The organism is Burkholderia sp. B10 (assembly GCF_004368385.1).
Lineage (GTDB): Bacteria > Pseudomonadota > Gammaproteobacteria > Burkholderiales > Burkholderiaceae > Burkholderia > Burkholderia vietnamiensis.
Map to the genome: position 1 here is coordinate 1 of NZ_PQMX01000030.1, position 16,253 is coordinate 16,253.

General features: G+C 66.3%; 15 protein-coding genes. 10 read left to right on the forward strand and 5 right to left on the reverse strand.

Annotated elements, in window-relative coordinates:
• The first annotated feature begins 66 nt into the window (after positions 1-66).
• Positions 67-384 (forward strand): hypothetical protein, encoded by a 318-nt coding sequence (locus C3Y15_RS16555; protein ID WP_014722338.1) that lies wholly within the window; start codon positions 67-69, stop codon positions 382-384.
• Between the two features lie 92 nt (positions 385-476).
• Here C3Y15_RS16555 and icmH read toward each other — a convergent pair whose 3' ends face one another.
• From icmH to tssJ, 3 genes are all read right to left on the reverse strand, one after another.
• Positions 477-1,259: a type IVB secretion system protein IcmH/DotU gene (gene icmH / locus C3Y15_RS16560; RefSeq protein WP_011883100.1), complete on the reverse strand. Its 783-nt coding sequence runs from the start codon at positions 1,257-1,259 to the stop codon at positions 477-479.
• Positions 1,256-2,602 (reverse strand): type VI secretion system baseplate subunit TssK, encoded by a 1,347-nt coding sequence (gene tssK / locus C3Y15_RS16565; protein ID WP_011883101.1) that lies wholly within the window; start codon positions 2,600-2,602, stop codon positions 1,256-1,258. The genes icmH and tssK overlap by 4 nt, the downstream gene beginning before the upstream one ends.
• 102 nt (positions 2,603-2,704) lie before the next feature.
• Positions 2,705-3,304, reverse strand: coding sequence for a type VI secretion system lipoprotein TssJ (gene tssJ, locus C3Y15_RS16570; protein ID WP_172820452.1), 600 nt, complete (start codon positions 3,302-3,304; stop codon positions 2,705-2,707).
• 386 nt (positions 3,305-3,690) lie between these two features.
• Between tssJ and C3Y15_RS16575 the strand changes: the two genes are divergently transcribed.
• The 9 genes from C3Y15_RS16575 (at position 3,691) to tssA (ending at position 14,373) form a co-directional block, all read left to right on the forward strand.
• On the forward strand, positions 3,691-4,326 hold the full coding sequence (locus C3Y15_RS16575; RefSeq protein ID WP_011883103.1) for a tetratricopeptide repeat protein: 636 nt from the start codon (positions 3,691-3,693) through the stop codon (positions 4,324-4,326).
• Positions 4,327-4,380: 54 nt separating this feature from the next.
• Positions 4,381-4,896 carry a type VI secretion system contractile sheath small subunit gene (gene tssB / locus C3Y15_RS16580; RefSeq protein ID WP_011883104.1) on the forward strand — a complete coding sequence of 172 codons (516 nt, stop codon included), beginning with the start codon at positions 4,381-4,383 and terminating at the stop codon, positions 4,894-4,896.
• Between the two features lie 15 nt (positions 4,897-4,911).
• Complete coding sequence (gene tssC, locus C3Y15_RS16585; RefSeq protein ID WP_011883105.1) at positions 4,912-6,402, forward strand: type VI secretion system contractile sheath large subunit; 1,491 nt, start codon at positions 4,912-4,914, stop codon at positions 6,400-6,402.
• Between the two features lie 70 nt (positions 6,403-6,472).
• Positions 6,473-6,976, forward strand: coding sequence for a type VI secretion system tube protein Hcp (locus tag C3Y15_RS16590; protein ID WP_011883106.1), 504 nt, complete (start codon positions 6,473-6,475; stop codon positions 6,974-6,976).
• A 62-nt stretch (positions 6,977-7,038) separates the two neighbouring features.
• Positions 7,039-7,524, forward strand: a complete 486-nt coding sequence (gene tssE, locus C3Y15_RS16595) for a type VI secretion system baseplate subunit TssE (RefSeq protein WP_011883107.1) — start codon at positions 7,039-7,041, stop codon at positions 7,522-7,524.
• A 77-nt stretch (positions 7,525-7,601) separates the two neighbouring features.
• A complete protein-coding gene (gene tssF / locus C3Y15_RS16600; protein WP_059463913.1) occupies positions 7,602-9,437 on the forward strand; it encodes a type VI secretion system baseplate subunit TssF in 1,836 nt (611 codons plus the stop codon).
• On the forward strand, positions 9,401-10,501 hold the full coding sequence (gene tssG / locus C3Y15_RS16605; RefSeq protein ID WP_011883109.1) for a type VI secretion system baseplate subunit TssG: 1,101 nt from the start codon (positions 9,401-9,403) through the stop codon (positions 10,499-10,501). The genes tssF and tssG overlap by 37 nt, the downstream gene beginning before the upstream one ends.
• Positions 10,502-10,539: 38 nt before the next feature.
• A complete protein-coding gene (gene tssH / locus C3Y15_RS16610) occupies positions 10,540-13,212 on the forward strand; it encodes a type VI secretion system ATPase TssH (RefSeq protein WP_069246126.1) in 2,673 nt (890 codons plus the stop codon).
• 39 nt (positions 13,213-13,251) lie between these two features.
• Positions 13,252-14,373, forward strand: a complete 1,122-nt coding sequence (gene tssA, locus C3Y15_RS16615) for a type VI secretion system protein TssA (protein WP_011883111.1) — start codon at positions 13,252-13,254, stop codon at positions 14,371-14,373.
• A 199-nt stretch (positions 14,374-14,572) separates the two neighbouring features.
• Here the strand turns inward: tssA and C3Y15_RS16625 are convergent, their stop codons facing one another.
• Together C3Y15_RS16625 and C3Y15_RS16630 are read right to left on the reverse strand one after the other, a co-directional pair.
• Positions 14,573-15,148, reverse strand: a complete 576-nt coding sequence (locus C3Y15_RS16625) for a hypothetical protein (protein WP_045578564.1) — start codon at positions 15,146-15,148, stop codon at positions 14,573-14,575.
• 141 nt (positions 15,149-15,289) lie between these two features.
• Positions 15,290-16,249, reverse strand: coding sequence for an OmpA family protein (locus C3Y15_RS16630; protein WP_069246127.1), 960 nt, complete (start codon positions 16,247-16,249; stop codon positions 15,290-15,292).
• Positions 16,250-16,253 lie beyond the last annotated feature (4 nt).

Consider the following 16,253-nt stretch of genomic DNA (forward strand, 5'->3'; position numbering starts at 1 on the left):
GCCCCTACGCGCCCCTTCCCGATCGCCCAACGCATCGATTCGACTCCCGTCACCACCGCAACATCCATGTCAACGATCACCGCGACCACCGTGTCGCTGAAGCACATTCTTGAACACCCTGGCGATTTCCACGGGTGGCTCTGCTTGCCGCAGATGCCGTGGACGCTCGATACGGAGGGCGAGTTCGCCGAAGGCACCGCTCACGCCGAAGGCGCGACGCCACCCGCCACCGCTCCACTAGAAGGTTGGCGCGTGACCTTGAACAGCGCGACGATCGAGGACATCGTCATCAACGCGCATGATCAGGTCGACGAACCAAGCATCGCGCAATTGCTCGACGCGTTCGTGTTCTACGTCGACAACGACGAGTTCATTCTTCTCTGAACGCGCCCGCCACGCCACGCCCCACGCCACAGCAAAAAAGGACCGCCAAGCGGTCCTTCCCTCCAACGCGACAACGTCCGCTCACCGCAAGCTCAAGGCAACGAAATCGTCAAATTCGCCGACTCTGGCCCGACCTTGATCACCTGCGAATAAGGCGCGAGCGCCTGCAGCGTCTTGTCCTTCAGATAGGTGTTGAGCCCGAGATACCCGAGCAGCGCCACAAGCGCGAACACCGCACCGATCGCCCACACCGGCACCTCGCGCTTCAGCCGGTGCGCAATCTGATCCGGCAGTGGCCAATGCGGCGCGAACGCAGCGCGCTTGCCCTTCATATGCGCGATCTCGTCGCCGAGCCGCGCGGTGAGATAAGCGAGCTTCTCCGGCCCCTCGAGCAGATACTTGCCCTGGAACCCGAGCAGCAGGCACATGTGGAACACCTCGAGCGACTGCAGCCGCGCCGCACCTTGCGCCCGGCATTCCTCCAGATACTGGAAGAACTTCTCGCCCGCGAGCTGCTCGCCGAACAGCACCAGCTGCAGCGGCCGGCGTTCCCAGTCGGCCCGGATCTTGAACTGCGACGACAGCACCATCTCGTCGACGGCCGCGCAATACGCGAACTTCGCCGCATACACGTCCTCCGCCGCGATATTCAGCTTCTTCGCGCCGCGTTCGAAGTCCGACAGGAATTCCTGAATCTTCGTGCTGAACTCGCTCGCGCTGTCCGGCGCGCGGCCGTTCTTGAGCAGGAACAGCATGAAGAACCCGTCGTACAGCAGGTCGAGCAGCGAGCGGGCCTGGAACGCGGCGTCGGTCGACGCCGGGGTATGCAACGGGGCCGGCGCGTTGTCGCCGAACAGGGAAGGCGCGTAGCTCATGATGTGACCGCGATCAGTTCGAATTTCAGGTCATTGATGCCAGTCGGCGCATAGATCATCGCCGACTGGGCCTGCAGCATGCGCTCGTACAGCGCGCCGCGCGAGTCGAGCTGGAAGTAACACGCACCGGGCCGCACCGGAATCGCGGGCGGCACCTGCGGCATGTACGACAGCCGCACGCCGGGCATCGCCGACAGCACGAGCTTGTCGACGTCGTCCGGCGCACCGACCTTGAAGCGGGCCGGCACCGCGTCGATGAGTTCGACGTTCGGCATGTCGGCGGACACGGCCAGATAGAACTCGGTCTTGTCGTCGATCTTGCCCGAATCGAGGCGGCCGAGGTGGAACGACGGACGCACTTCGTCGAGCGTGATCGCGAAGTAGCGCGTCGAGATCACGGTGTCGAGCAGCTCGCGCAGCATCAGGTCGAGACGCGCGAAGCTCGGGCCCGGATCGTCGTGGCGATACACGGGCAGGTCGGCGAGCGTGTAGCCCTTCGAGAACGTCATCAGCTGGCCCGCGAGGCGCAGCAGCTCCTGGAACAGCCGCTCCGGATGCAGTGCCGCATGCTGATGCAGATGCGCGAGCGTCGCGAACGCAGCGTTCGCGGTGTGCAGCAGCCAGAACGACGCGATGTCGCCCGAGCGGAACTCGATGATGTTCTTCGACGGCTCGCGGTGAAAGCCGTACAGCGCATTGACCTTCGCCTGCAGCGCGTCGACCAGCTGGCGCAGCCGCTGGTGCAGGATCGGCGACGCTTCGATCGCGAGACACGGCGGCACGAAGCTGTCGTCGAGCTCGAAGCCGGACGTCGCCGTGCGCCGCACGCGCACGAGCGGCACCGACAGCAACTGGTCGCGCGGCTCGCTGTGCGCGATCAGCTTCACCTGCGTCTTCAGGAACGTGATGTCGGCTTCGGCCGCGTCGGTGAAGTTGTCGGCGACGCTCGTCTGCTCGCTGACGAAACGCGTCGTGAAGCCGGACGCCGGATCGTCGCTGTAGTTGGTGCCGTTCTCGCGCAGCGGATGCAGCGCGAGGTAGAACACGAATTCGTTGATGCCGTCGGGCAGCGTGTCGAGCGCGATCGGCGGCGGCAGGTCGTCGGCCTGCGGCGCGGCATACAGCGCGCCGTCCGGGAACACGAGCGCGAGCTCGGCCACGCGCAGCACGTTGCTGCCGAGCGCATCGCGATCGATGCGCACCGAGCGCAAGCCCCAGTTGTACGGCTGGATCGCCTGGATCGATTCGAACAGGCGCGCCTCGTGATAGGCGTCCTGCCGTTGAAAGTGTTGAGGCCGGAGGAACAGCCCTTCCCCCCACAGCACCTTGGCCGAATAACTCATGTCAAATCCGGTTAATGTAGCGTTGCGATCTAATCGATTTGGTCGTGCCCGAATTAATCGCCAATTTGTTAACTCTTGTTAATTGACATTCGTGCGTCATGCTTATCCGCAGGTGACCGACGAAAGCAAATTCAGCGGTTGCGAAGGCGCACCCTGTTGCGGTGCGATCACGGTGCCATCGGTGACCGTCATCGCGCAATTATGCAGGCCGATGATTATGCCGGATTTCTCCGACTTTGCCGGGTCGAACGTCAGTTTCCAGCGCTGGATGGCCGGATCGCGGAACAGTGCGACGATGCCGAATGCCTGCGCTTCGCGCGACACCTTTTCGGTCGCCGTATAGCGCTGGCCCGGAATCAGCGTGATCTCGCGCACGTTCAGCAGATCGGCGCCGAGCGCGGCCTTTTCCTTGGTCGGATCGGTGAACGCGTCGAACGGCGCCTGCTGGAACGAAGTCGGGTCCTTCAGCGAGTAGAGTCTCACCACCAATGCGAGCGGCTTGCGATCGTTCGCGGCGTTCAGGTTCGACGCCGCCGCGAGCGTAAGCCCGATGTTGCGCGGCGGCTTCTGCGAATCCGGGAGCTCGGGCTTGCCGATGCCGGCGGCCTGCATCACGGCGCTCGCGGCCGAGCCGAGCAACGGGGCGGCCGCACATCCGGCCAGCAGCGCGCTCGCGAGCAGCGGCAGCGCATAGCGAATCATGGTCGATTTCATCGTGTTTCCGGCGTGCCGCCTTTAACTCCCCTGTCAAAACTGCCGGTATTGCTGCGCATCGCGCGCATGCCCGGCTTATCGGCCTTCAACTATTAAACATGCGGGCGCCGCAGCGTGTTTCGGAAATTTTTTCCGTCCTCGGTGCGCCACGCCACGGAGCAAGTAAAAGTTGCGCATTCCCTTCGCTGGAAAGGCTGTCCGCGGCCCATTGCGGAAGGCGTTTCGAGGGGGGGCGCACACTTTTAAAAGGAATTACTCTGCACGCAACGATTGAATTATGAAAAATTGATCGGTACTATACCCGCGCGCTTCTTGCAAAGCAAAAGAACCAGATTCTCAACGAATTTAATACTCACGCGCCGGTGGATATAACGATGAAAGACCGTCTCTTCGCAAAACTTTCTGGGGTAGTGCTGGCCTGCGGCGTCATCGCCGGTTGTGCGACCCAGCCGTCCGCACCGCCGAGCGCCGAGGTATTCAACAAGTCGCTGGCCGATGCGGATGCCGTCGCGAAGTCGGGCGATCAGGACAAGGCGCTCGGCCTGTACCAGCAACTGGCGAAGTCGGACCCGACGCGCGAAGAGCCGTGGTCGCGCATCGCGCAGATCCAGTTCGCGCAGAATCACTACGGCCAGGCGATCGTCGCCGCGCAGGAAGCATTGCAGCGCGATGCGACCGACCGTCAGGCGAAGAGCGTGCTCGCGGTGGCGGGCCTGCGGATCGCGACGCAGTCGCTCGGCGAGCTGCGCCAGGATGCATCGCTCGCGGGCGACGCGAAGTCCGACGCGCAGGCGCTCGCGAAGCAGCTGCGCGACACGCTCGGCGAATCCGCGCTGTTCCCGCCGGAGCAACGCGTCGCGAAGCCGCGCACGTCGCGCCGCATCATTCATCGTCCGAAGGCCGGCGCGGCGCCGGCCGCCGAGGCTGCAGCGCCGGCGCAGTCGGCTCCGCCGCAGGCCGCCGCCGCGCAGAAGGGCGGCGCCGATCCGTTCAGCGCGCTGCGCAACTGAGCGCAACAGCACGCAACTGACGCGATAACCACAACTAACCTGGGAGCCGTCGAGATGGCCAAGAAAGAGAGCATTCAGAAAAGTCTGCAGAAGATACGGCCGCCGCGTGTCCAGCTGACCTACGAGGTCGAGAAGGGCGACGCGATCGAGGTGAAGGAACTGCCGTTCGTCGTCGGGGTCGTCGGCGATCTGGCGGGCCAGTCGGAAGTCGAGCAGCCGAAGCTGCGCGACCGCAAGTTCGTCAACATCGACCGCGACAACTTCGACGACGTGATGAAGGCGATCGAGCCGCGCGCCGCGTTTCAGGTGGAGAACCGCCTGAGCGCGGACGGCGGCAAGTTCGCGGTCGACCTGAAGTTCCGCTCGCTGTCGGATTTCAGCCCGGACGAAGTCGTCGAGCAGGTCGAGCCGCTGCGCCGCCTGCTCGAGGCGCGCTCCAAGCTCGCCGATCTGCGCAACAAGCTTGCCGGCAACGACAAGCTCGAGGATCTGCTGTCCGAGGTGCTGACGAACACACAGCAGCTGCAGGAGCTCGCGAAGGGCACCGGCGGCGACAAAGACGGCGAATGACGACGGAGTGTTGAGATGAACCAGCAAACGGCTGCGGCCCAAGCGAGCGGCGCGGAATACGCCGCCGGGACTTCGCTGCTCGACGACATCGTCGAGAAGAGCAAGGTCGCGAAATCCGATTCCGAGCATGCGCGCGCGAAGGACCTGATCGGCGAACTCGTGCATCAGGTGCTCGACGGCACGGTGATCGTGTCCGACAACCTGTCGGCGACGATCGACGCGCGGGTCGCCGAGCTCGACCGCCTGATCTCCACGCAGCTGTCCGCGGTGATGCATGCGCCGGAGTTCCAGCGCCTCGAAAGCACGTGGCGCGGCCTCGACTATCTGGTCAAGGAAAGCAACACCGGCCAGACGATCAAGATCAAGGCGCTGCACGCGCCGAAGCGCGACCTCGTGCGCGACTTCAAGGGCGCGAGCGAGTTCGACCAGAGCGCGCTGTTCAAGAAGGTCTACGAAGAAGAGTTCGGCACGTTCGGCGGCTCGCCGTTCGGCGCGCTGATCGGCGATTACGAGATCTCGCGCCAGCCGGAAGACATGTACTTCATCGAGCAGATGTCGCACGTCGCGGCTGCCGCGCACGCGCCGTTCATCGCATCGGCGTCGCCGGAGCTGCTCGGCCTCGAGTCGTTCGCCGATCTCGGCAAGCCGCGCGACCTCGGCAAGGTGTTCGATACGGTCGAATACGCGAAGTGGAAGTCGTTCCGCGATGCCGAAGATTCGCGCTACGTCGGCCTCACGCTGCCGCGCTTCCTCGGTCGCCTGCCGTTCAATCCGAAGGACGGCCAGACCGCAGAGAACTTCAACTTCGTCGAGGACGTCGACGGCACCGAGCACGACAAATACCTGTGGTGCAACGCGGCGTGGGCCTTCGCGGCACGCCTGACAGCCGCGTTCGACGACTTCGGCTGGTGCGCGGCGATTCGCGGCGTCGAAGGCGGCGGCCTCGTCGAGGACTTGCCGACCCACACGTTCAAGACCGACGACGGTGAAGTCGCGCTGAAGTGCCCGACCGAAATCGCGATCACCGATCGCCGCGAGAAGGAGCTGAGCGACCTCGGCTTCATCCCGCTCGTGCATTGCAAAAACTCGGATTACGCTGCGTTCTTCGCCGCGCAATCGGTGCAGAAGCCGAAAAAGTACAGCACCGACAGCGCGAATGCGAACGCCGTCCTGTCTGCCCAGCTTCAGTACATCTTCTCGGTATCGCGCGTCGCGCACTACCTGAAGGCGATGATGCGGGACAAGATCGGCAGCTTCGCATCGGCGCAGAACGTGGAGACTTTCCTCAACCGGTGGATTTCGCAATACGTTCTGCTCGACGACAACGCATCGCAGGAGCAGAAAGCGCAATTTCCGCTGCGCGAGGCATCCATACAAGTATCGGAGATTCCGGGCAAGCCGGGCTCGTATCGTTCGGTCGCGTTCCTGCGCCCGCACTTTCAGCTCGACGAACTCTCGATTTCTCTGCGACTTGTCGCTGATCTGCCCAAACCGGCAAATTCATAAGCGAGCAATTCGCCCGGGCGGGCCGCCTGGGTAGGACGTTAAAACCACCTCTTTGGGGAGTCGAAGGGCCATGTTACATATGCACATGCAGTTTGGTAGTCCGGCGGTGAAGGGCGAGTCCGCCGACAAGGACCATCAGGGCTGGATCGAACTGAAATCGTGGGATCACTCGATCGTTCAGCCGCGTTCGGCAACGGCATCGACCGCAGGCGGTCACACGATGACGCGTTGCGAGCACGGCGACATGATCTTCACGAAGGAGATCGATTCGTCGAGCCCGCTGCTGTATCAGCACGCTTCGGGCGGCACCACGTTCGACGAAGTCACGGTCCATTTCTCGCGCGCGGACGGCGAAGGCAAGCGCGTGCAGTATCTGGAAGTGAAGCTCAAGTACGTGATCATCTCGAGCATCGCGCCGAGCGTGCGTGAAGAAGGTCTGCCGATCGAGACGTTCTCGCTCAAGTACGCAGCCGTGCAGTGGAAGCAAACCCAGCAGAAGATCGGCGGCAACCAGGGCGGCAACACGCAGGGCGCCTGGAGTCTGACGAAGAACGACAAGACCTACGCGGTCTAAGGTCGGTTGCGGCAACGGGGCGCTGGGCGTCCCGTTGCCGTTTTCGCTGTGAACGCCGACCGATGAAACGCTTCGAACCCAGTTTTCTCGACAAGCTGTTCGACGACGAACCGCACCTGCCGGCCTCGGCAGCGATGCGGCAATTGTCGCTGGACGAGCTCAAGAACACGGTCGCCCGCGACGTCGAGGCGATCCTCAACACCCGTATCGCGCACACCGAACTCGAGCTGGCGGCGCTGCCGGAATGCCAGAAATCGGTGCTTACCTACGGGCTGAACGACTTCGCGGGCCTGAGCCTCGCGAGTCACTATGACCGCGCGTTCATCTGCAAGTCGATCCAGCAGGCCATCGCACGCCACGAGCCGCGGTTGCAGCAGGTGCAGGTGACGTTCGAGCTGAACGAGCAGTCGACCAACGCGCTGTACTTCGCGATCCAGGCGCTGCTCGTCGTGCATCCGGCCGAGGAGCCGGTGAATTTCGACGCGATGCTGCAGCCGTCGACGCTGCAGTATTCGGTCACGCGCGCACGCGCGGCCAGAATGCAGTAAATCAAGCTGCCGAGCGGGCCGGACCGCCCGGTGGCGGACCAGGGTCCGGCAGGAAAGATTGAGCTTCGGGGTCGTCGATGGAAGAATTGCTGCCGTATTACGAGCGCGAATTATCGTTTTTGCGGCGCTATTCGCAAGATTTCGCGGAACGCTATCCGAAGATCGCGGCGCGGCTCGCGTTGTCGGGCGAGCATTGCGAGGATCCCCACGTCGAGCGGATGATCGAGTCGTTCGCGCTGCTCGGCGCGCGCATCAACAAGAAGCTCGACGATGACTACCCGGAGTTCACCGAAGCGCTGCTGGAGGTGCTGTATCCGCACTACCTGCGGCCGTTCCCGTCGTGCTCGATCGCGCAGTTCACGCCGGCCTCGCCCGGCCAGCAGACCGAACCGGTCGTGATCCAGCGCGGCACCGAGCTGAAGAGCCGCCCGATTCGCGGCGTGCAATGCCGGTTCCGCACCGCCTACGACGTGACGCTCGCGCCGATCCGCATCTCCGAGGCACGCTTCACGCCGGTCGCGCTCGCGCCGAGCGCGACGGTGCTGCCGTCCAACGCGACGGGCGTGATCTCGATCACGTTCGAATCGCTCGCCGCGCAGCTCGACCTCGGCGCGCTGAAGCTGCCGTCGCTGCGCGCGCACTTGCACGGCGAGCAGTCGTTCGTCGCCGCGCTGACCGACTGCCTGTTCGTCAACGTGCTGGCCGCGTACGTCGAGCCGGAGCGCAATGGCCGCTGGACCGCGTTGCGCAACCTGCCGATCGCGCAGGCCGGCTTCGACGAAGACGACGCGCTGATCGATTACCCGGCGAAGTCGCATCCCGCCTATCGGCTGCTGACCGAATACTTCGCGTTTCCCGACAAGTTCGACTTCGTCGATTTCGACGTCGCGGCGATCGCGCGCGCGGCGGGCCGCTGCCAGCGCGCGACGCTGCATCTCGTGCTGCAGGACGTGCGCAGCGATTCGCATGTCGCGCGCCTGCTCGAGCTGCTGACGGCCAGCCATTTCCGGCTGTTCTGCACGCCGATCGTCAACCTGTTCCGCCAGCACGGCGAGCCGATCCGCATCACGCACCGCGCGGTGTCGTATCCGGTGATCGCCGAGGCGCGGCGCGCGTTCGCGTACGAGGTGTACTCGATCGATTCGGTGAAGCTCGTCAGGCAGCAGGCGCATGAGGAATCGGTGATCGAGTTCCGGCCGTTCTACTCGCTGCATCACGGCGAATCGGCGCGGATCGGCCACTACTGGTTCGCGCGCCGCAACGACTGGGTCGCGCAAAAGAGCCCCGGCTACGAAACGGAGATCTCGATCGTCGACATCGACTTCGAGCCGACGTCGCCGCAAACCGACACGCTGAGCCTCGACCTCACCTGCACCAACCGCGACCTGCCGGCGATGCTCGCGTTCGGCCTCGAAGGCGGCGACCTGTTCCAGGAAGGCGGCGCGCAGACGAGCGGCATCGCGATGCTGCGGCGTCCGACGCAGAGCGTGCGCTTCGAGCGCGGCCGCGCCGCGCACTGGCGGCTCGTGTCGCATCTCGCGCTGAACCACGTGTCGCTGGTCGCGCACGGGCTCGCGCCGCTCAAGGAAATGCTGACCTTGTACGACCTGCGGCGCACCGCGGTGTCGATGCGCCAGATCGACGGCCTCGCCGGCGTCGAGCAGCGCGGCGCCGTGCAGTGGCTGCCCGGCAAGCCGTTCGCCACCTTCGTGCGCGGCATCGAGATTCGCCTGACCATCGACGAGGAGCATTTCGTCGGCGCGAGCCTCGCGTCGTTCGTGCGCGTGCTCGACAGCTTCTTCGGGCTGTACGTGCACCTCAACAGTTTCGTTCAACTAGTCGTGGTGTCGAAGCGCACCGGCGAGGAGATCATCCGATGCAAGCCCCGAACCGGCGAATCGATCCTGGCGTAGTCGACGCGCTGCTCGACGAGCCGCACCGCTTCGAGTTCTTCCAGGCCGTGCGCGTGCTCGAGGGGCTGTTCGCGCGGCAGGCGTCCGATGCGCCGGGCGCGTGGCGGCAGGGCGACGTCGTCGCGCAGCGCATCGAGTTCCGCAACACGCTGTCGATCGGCTTCCCGCCGAGCGAAATCGAAGGCGCGCGCTCGTTCGACGACGACGGCACGCCGCTCGATTCGGGCGACGCGCGCGGCGCGGCGCTCGCCGCCGGCGAGCTCGGCCGCGTCCAGCTGACGCCCGCGTTCTTCGGGCTGCTCGGCGGTCAGGGCGCGCTGCCGCTGCACTACACCGAGCAGATCGTCGCGCGCGAGCATCTCAAGCGCGACCATGCGGCGCGCGCGTTCTTCGACGTGTTCTCGAACCGCGCGACCGCGCTGTTCTACGCCGCGTGGAAGAAGTACCGGCTGCCGTTCCATTACGAACTCGACCGCGACGAGCGCTATCTGCCGCTGTTGCTCGCGATCGCCGGCGTGCCGAGCGACGAGGTGCGCGACAGTCTCGCGGCCGGCGCGGGCGGCGTGCTCGACGAAGCCGTCGCCGGCTACGCGCTGGCCGCGCGGCATCGGCCGATGTCGGCCGCGTACCTGCAGCGCACGCTGTCCGACTACTTCCGCGTGCCGGTGAAGATCGACCAGTTCGTCGGCAAGTGGTACGACGTGCCGCCCGATCAGCTGAGCGTGCTCGGCGAAGTCAACGCCGTGCTCGGCGCGACGGCGCTGGTCGGCGAACGGGTGTGGCAGCGCGACATGCGCGCGCGGATCGTCGTCGGCCCGCTGTCCAAGCGCGATTACGAAGCGTTCCTGCCGGGCGGCCCGCACGCGATCGCGCTCGAACGGATGCTGACGCTGCTCGCCGGCGTCACGCTCGAATACGAGGTCAAGCTCGTGCTCAAGCGCACGGAAGTGGGCGCGAGCGTGCTCGGCGCGGGCTCGCGGCTCGGCTGGGACGCGTTCCTCTGCACGCGCGACGCGGCCGAGGATCGCTCCGACGCCCGCTACGAGCTGCACGTGATTCACTGACTGACAACAAACAAGCAATCGAACCTGAGATCGACGCCATGAGCACGCCCCTGAAGACCCTGATCACGAAACTGAACCCGCTGTGCCGGCACGCGGCCGAACGCGCGGCGAGCGCGTGCCTGGCGCGCGGCCATTACGAGGTCGATCTGGAGCACCTGTTCATCGCGCTGCTCGACGAGGCGACGGGCGATCTGCCGCTCGCGTTGCGCGCGAGCCGCGTCGATCCGCATGCGCTGCGTGCCGATCTCGAGCGCGAACTCACGCGGCTGAAGACGGGCAACACGCGCACGCCGGTGTTCTCCGTGCATCTGATCGCGCTGTTCGAGCAGGCATGGCTGATCGCGTCGCTCGATTCGCAGCTCGGCCGGATCCGCTCGGGCCATCTGCTGCTCGCGCTGCTGACCGCGCCCGATCTCGCGCAATTCGCGCAGCGGATGTCCGCGCGGTTCGCGGAAATGAACGTGACCGACCTGAAGCACAAGTTCGACGAGATCATGGCCGGCTCGAGCGAAGCCGAGCCGCGCCAGCCCGATGGCGACGACGGCGGCGATGCGGTGTCCGGCGTGGCGCCGGGCGCGTCGGCGGCCGGCCCGTCGAAGACGCCCGCGCTCGACACGTACACGACGAACCTCACGCAGCGCGCCCGCGACGGCAAGATCGACCCGGTGATCGGCCGCGAAGCCGAGATCCGCCAGGCGATCGACATCCTGATGCGCCGCCGCCAGAACAACCCGATCATGACCGGCGAGGCCGGCGTCGGCAAAACGGCGGTCGTCGAGGGGCTCGCGCTGCGGATCGCCGCGGACGACGTGCCGCCGCCGCTGCGCGGCGTCGCGCTGCACGTGCTCGACATGGGGCTGCTGCAGGCCGGCGCGAGCGTGAAGGGCGAGTTCGAGAACCGCCTGAAGAGCGTGATCGACGAGGTGAAGAAGAGCGCGCACCCGATCATCCTGTTCATCGACGAGGCGCACACGATCATCGGCGCGGGCGGCCAGGCCGGCCAGAACGATGCGGCCAACCTGCTGAAGCCGGCGCTCGCACGCGGCGAGCTGCGCACGATCGCCGCGACGACGTGGAGCGAATACAAGAAGTACTTCGAGAAGGATGCGGCGCTCGCGCGGCGCTTCCAGGTCGTGAAGGTCGAGGAGCCGAGCGAGCCGCTCGCGGCCGCGATGCTGCGCGGGATGTCGGGGCTGATGGAGAAGCACTTCAACGTGCGGATTCTCGACGATGCGATCACCGAGGCCGTGCGCCTGTCGCATCGCTACATCAGCGGCCGCCAGCTGCCGGACAAGGCGATCAGCGTGCTCGACACCGCATGCGCGAAGGTCGCGCTCGCGCACAGCGCGACGCCGGCGGCGATCGACGACACGAAGAAGCGCATCGAGCGCATCGACGCGGAGATCGCGTCGCTCGAGCGCGAAGCGGCCGGCGGCGCGTCGCACGACGAGCGGCTCGGCGAGCTGCGCGGTGCGCGCGACACGGCGCTCGCGCAATTGAGCGACGACGAAGCGCGCTATGAAGCGGAGCGCGCGATCGTCGCCGAGATCACCGAGCTGCGCGAGACGCTCGACCGCGCGCGCCACGCATCGGAAGACGGCGAGCCGGTCGACGTGCCGGCCACGCGCGAGAAGCTCGCCGAGCGCGTCGCGGCGCTGCATGCGCTGCAGGGCGGCGAGCCGATGGTGCCGCTGCAGGTCGACGGGCACGTCGTGGCCGAGATCGTCGCCGCATGGACGGGCATTCCGCTCGGCCGGATGGTGAAGGACGAGATCGACACCGTGCTGAACCTGCAGCCGCTGCTCGGCGCGCGCGTGATCGGCCAGGATCACGCGCTCGACGCGATCGCGCAGCGCGTGCGCACCGCGAGCGCGAACCTCGAGGATCCGAACAAGCCGCGCGGCGTGTTCATGTTCGTCGGGCCGTCGGGTGTCGGCAAGACCGAGACGGCGCTCGCGCTGGCCGACATCCTGTACGGCGGCGAGCGCAAGATGGTCACGATCAACATGAGCGAGTATCAGGAGGCGCACAGCGTGTCGGGCCTGAAGGGCTCGCCGCCGGGCTACGTCGGCTACGGCGAGGGTGGCGTGCTGACCGAGGCCGTGCGCCGCAATCCGTACTCCGTCGTGCTGCTCGACGAAGTCGAGAAGGCGCACCCGGACGTGCTCGAGATGTTCTTCCAGGTGTTCGACAAGGGCACGATGGACGACGCCGAAGGGCGCGAGATCGACTTCCGCAACACGCTGATCATCCTGACGTCGAACGTCGGGTCGGCCGCGGTGATGCAGGCGTGCCTGAACAAGACGGCCGACGAGCTGCCCGACCCGGACGCGCTCGCCGAGGCGCTGCGTCCGCAGCTGTACAAGACCTTCAAGCCGGCGTTCCTCGGCCGGATGAAGGTCGTGCCGTACTACCCGATTTCCGACGACGTGCTGGCCGAGATCATCGAGCTGAAGCTCGAGCGCATTCGCCGCCGCATCGAAGCGAACCACAAGGCCGCGTTCGAATGGGACGAATCGCTCGTCGATGCGGTGCTCGCGCGCTGCACCGAGGTCGATTCGGGCGCCCGCAACGTCGACCATATCCTGAACGGCACGCTGCTGCCCGAGATCGCCGGCCACGTGCTCGGCCGGATCGCCGACGGTGCGGCCATCGCGCGCATCGCCGTGCGCGCCGACGACTCGGGCGAATTCGCGTACACCGTCGAATGAGCGCGGCCGCGCTCTCTGCAATGACGAACTGAACCCACCATGCCGATCAATCTCCCCGAGCTGCTGACGCCGATCAGCGATGCGTCGCCCAGCGGCGACGACCTGCTGTTCTCGAACGAATTCGACGCGATCCAGGATGCGCGGCGCCATGACGATCCGACGCTCGACCAGGGCGAATGGGTGACCGACATCAAGGAGGCCGACTGGGGCTTCGTCGTCGACCATGCCGGCGAGCTGCTGCGCACGCGCACCAAGGACCTGCGGCTCGCCGTGTGGCTGACCGAGGCGCTGGCGCTCGAGGACGGCATCACCGGCCTCACCGAAGGTTATGCGCTGCTGGAAGGCCTGTGCCGCGACTACTGGGACACCGTGCATCCGCTGCCCGAAGGCGACGACGTCGAATACCGGCTCGGCAACGTCGCGTGGCTGTCGGGGCGCACGGCCGAGCTGCTGCGCGGCGTCGCGGTGACCGACGGCGCGTCGAACGCGTTCACCACGCTCGACTGGGAGGTCGCGCAGCATGTGGCGCAGGCCGTGAAGCGCGATCCCGAACACGCCGAGGAAATCGCGCGCGGCAAGCCGTCGGTCGAGCAGATCGATGCATCGCGGCGCGTGACGCCGATCGCGTTCTACACGGCGCTGCTCGCGAACCTGAAGGCGTTCGAGTTCGCGCTCGACGCGTTCGAGGAGCGGCTGGTCGAACGCGCGGGCGATTCGGCGCCGAGCTTTCGGCAGACGCGCGATGCGTTCGAGACCGTGTATCGGCTCGTCGAGCGTTTCGCGCGCGAGCAGGGATATACGGGCAGCGCACCGCACGCGCCGTCGGCGCAGCAAGCGCAGCCGGAGCGCGTCGAACCGAGCTTCGGCGACGCGTTCCACACCGAGGAGACCCATGTGCAGACGCAGACCGCTTCGCGTGCGCCGGTGGCGCAAATGATCGCCGGCATCCAGAACCGCGCGCAGGCCGTCGACCAGCTGCGCGCGGTCGCGCGTTACTTCCGCCAGACCGAGCCGCACAGCCCGGTCGCGTATCTCGCGGACAAGGCCGCGGAATGGGCCGACATGCCGCTGCACAAGTGGCTGGAGAGCGTCGTGAAGGACGACGGATCGCTGTCGCATATCCGCGAGCTGCTCGGCGTGAGGCCCGACGAGCAGTCGTGAGCGATGATCGTTTGGCCTGAGAGCCTCAGGTTCCGCAGCGACATGCGGTACTGGCAGGAGCAGAACCGAATCCACGCGAGCCGGAGTGGCCTGCGTTCCTCGAGACACTGAAAACCTCGGCCACACGTACAGACGACGCAGTAGCGCGATGCGGTTTTACGTACTCGCCGATACGCTATCGGCGAGCTCGCACGTTGCGTCATAAACCGCTGACGCGACTCCGCGCTCGCCGTGCCTTGTGTTTCACCGCCTGCTTTTTGCGATCCTCGCCCCACGGCAACAGCGAAACGCTCACCGCACACAGCATCAACCCGCCAACCAGACCGAACAGCGCGAATCCGGTTTCACGCACCCATGCTCCGCCAACAACCGCATCGTTACGCCGAGCAACGCCGGGAAACATCGGCGAAACGCGCAGCCCGTCGGTCGCGGCCGCGCTGCAATATGTATGGGTGAATGCGCCGAACTGTTCGCGGCTGAGCTTGGACGCTTCCGAACGCGAATACACCGGCGATCCGGCCGGCCGCCACGTCGTGTCGTACTGCCGCGTATGTTCCGCGCCATACCGGAACACGGCGCGCGCCTCCCAGGTCACGGCGGATTTCCCATACCGGAGCGACAACTCGCATCGCTCGACGACGGCGGGCACGCGAGGCCACGCACGGGCGCGAACGAGGATGGCGGAATCGATCGCGTCCGCCGCACCCATCAGCACGAGCGTCGCGCCAACGAGCAGCAGAACGGCCGACCGCAGGCAGCGCAGTGCGTCTTTCACGGGAACGGCCGGATCGAACGATCGACCGACCAGCGGACCGGCGCATTGGCCAGGACGCGGCCCATCGATCGCGCCCGCGCGATCCACGGGCTGCGTTCACCGGCGTCCTGCCGTCGGCTCGCCATGCCCACACCCGCGCGTCTACTGCCCGACCCGGAACTCGATCCGCCGATTCCTCGCCCGCCCGTCCGCCGTATCGTTCGGCGCGATCGGCTGATCCGGCCCGACGCCCGTCGTCGTCATCTGCTGAGGCTGGATGCCCTTCGTGATCAGATAGCCCTTCACCGCATCCGCGCGCGCCTGGCTCAGCGCGATGTTCGAGGTCCGGTTCCCGGAGTTGTCGGTGTGCCCGATGATGTCGACCGTGCGGTTCTGCATCTTCGCCAGCGCCGCCGCCATCTGATCGAGAATCTGCTTGCCTTGCGGCGTCAGCGTCGCGCTGCCGGTCTCGAACTCGATCGTGCGGTTCGCGAGCGTCTGGTCGAGCACGCCCTGTTCGGACGCCGACACGCGCAGCCCGTTCTTGATCGTGTAGGTCGGGTTCAGCGAATTCGCCATGTCGCTCGCGAGCTGCTGGCGCTGCGCTTCGTTGTGCACCTCGCCCTTCACCTCGATCTGCGTGCCGTTGATCTTCAACTGGCCCTTGCTGATCTGCTTGAGCTGCGCGCCGAGCAGCTTCTGCACGTTGGCGCTCCAGTTCGGCGGCGTCGCGACGTCGCCCACCTCGATCTGGTCGACCACGTTCGCCGCGCCGTACGTGTCGCGCAGCTTCTGCAGCACGGCAGCCTTGGTCGCCTCGTCGGGCACCTTGCCGCCGGCCACCACCTGGCCGGGCGTCGCGTTCGCCGGCGGCGGCGTGATCGTGCCGGCCGTGCCGTGCACGACCGTGCCCGACGCCGTGCCGGGCGCGGCCCCCGGTGCGGCGCTCGCATTCGGCGTAGACGGCAGCGCCGTCGTCGCGACCGTGCCGTTGCCGACCGGCGTGACGGTCGCGCCGCCCGTGTTCTGCGCGTAGGCGCTGCCGGCGACGAGGCCGGCCGCAGCCAGCGCGGCGAAGAACGGCAGCAGGCGCGTGCGCCGTGCGTGAATCGTGCGTTGCATCGCG

Coding starts and splice junctions, on each gene's coding strand:
- tssE (WP_011883107.1), top strand. CDS start 7,039: ATGAAACGCTTCGAACCCAGTTTTCTCGACAAGCTGTTCGACGACGAA.
- C3Y15_RS16590 (WP_011883106.1), top strand. CDS start 6,473: ATGTTACATATGCACATGCAGTTTGGTAGTCCGGCGGTGAAGGGCGAG.
- tssC (WP_011883105.1), top strand. CDS start 4,912: ATGAACCAGCAAACGGCTGCGGCCCAAGCGAGCGGCGCGGAATACGCC.
- tssK (WP_011883101.1), bottom strand. CDS start 2,602: ATGAGTTATTCGGCCAAGGTGCTGTGGGGGGAAGGGCTGTTCCTCCGG.
- tssA (WP_011883111.1), top strand. CDS start 13,252: ATGCCGATCAATCTCCCCGAGCTGCTGACGCCGATCAGCGATGCGTCG.
- tssJ (WP_172820452.1), bottom strand. CDS start 3,304: ATGATTCGCTATGCGCTGCCGCTGCTCGCGAGCGCGCTGCTGGCCGGA.
- tssF (WP_059463913.1), top strand. CDS start 7,602: ATGGAAGAATTGCTGCCGTATTACGAGCGCGAATTATCGTTTTTGCGG.
- tssG (WP_011883109.1), top strand. CDS start 9,401: ATGCAAGCCCCGAACCGGCGAATCGATCCTGGCGTAGTCGACGCGCTG.
- icmH (WP_011883100.1), bottom strand. CDS start 1,259: ATGAGCTACGCGCCTTCCCTGTTCGGCGACAACGCGCCGGCCCCGTTG.
- tssB (WP_011883104.1), top strand. CDS start 4,381: ATGGCCAAGAAAGAGAGCATTCAGAAAAGTCTGCAGAAGATACGGCCG.
- C3Y15_RS16555 (WP_014722338.1), top strand. CDS start 67: ATGTCAACGATCACCGCGACCACCGTGTCGCTGAAGCACATTCTTGAA.
- C3Y15_RS16630 (WP_069246127.1), bottom strand. CDS start 16,249: ATGCAACGCACGATTCACGCACGGCGCACGCGCCTGCTGCCGTTCTTC.
- tssH (WP_069246126.1), top strand. CDS start 10,540: ATGAGCACGCCCCTGAAGACCCTGATCACGAAACTGAACCCGCTGTGC.
- C3Y15_RS16575 (WP_011883103.1), top strand. CDS start 3,691: ATGAAAGACCGTCTCTTCGCAAAACTTTCTGGGGTAGTGCTGGCCTGC.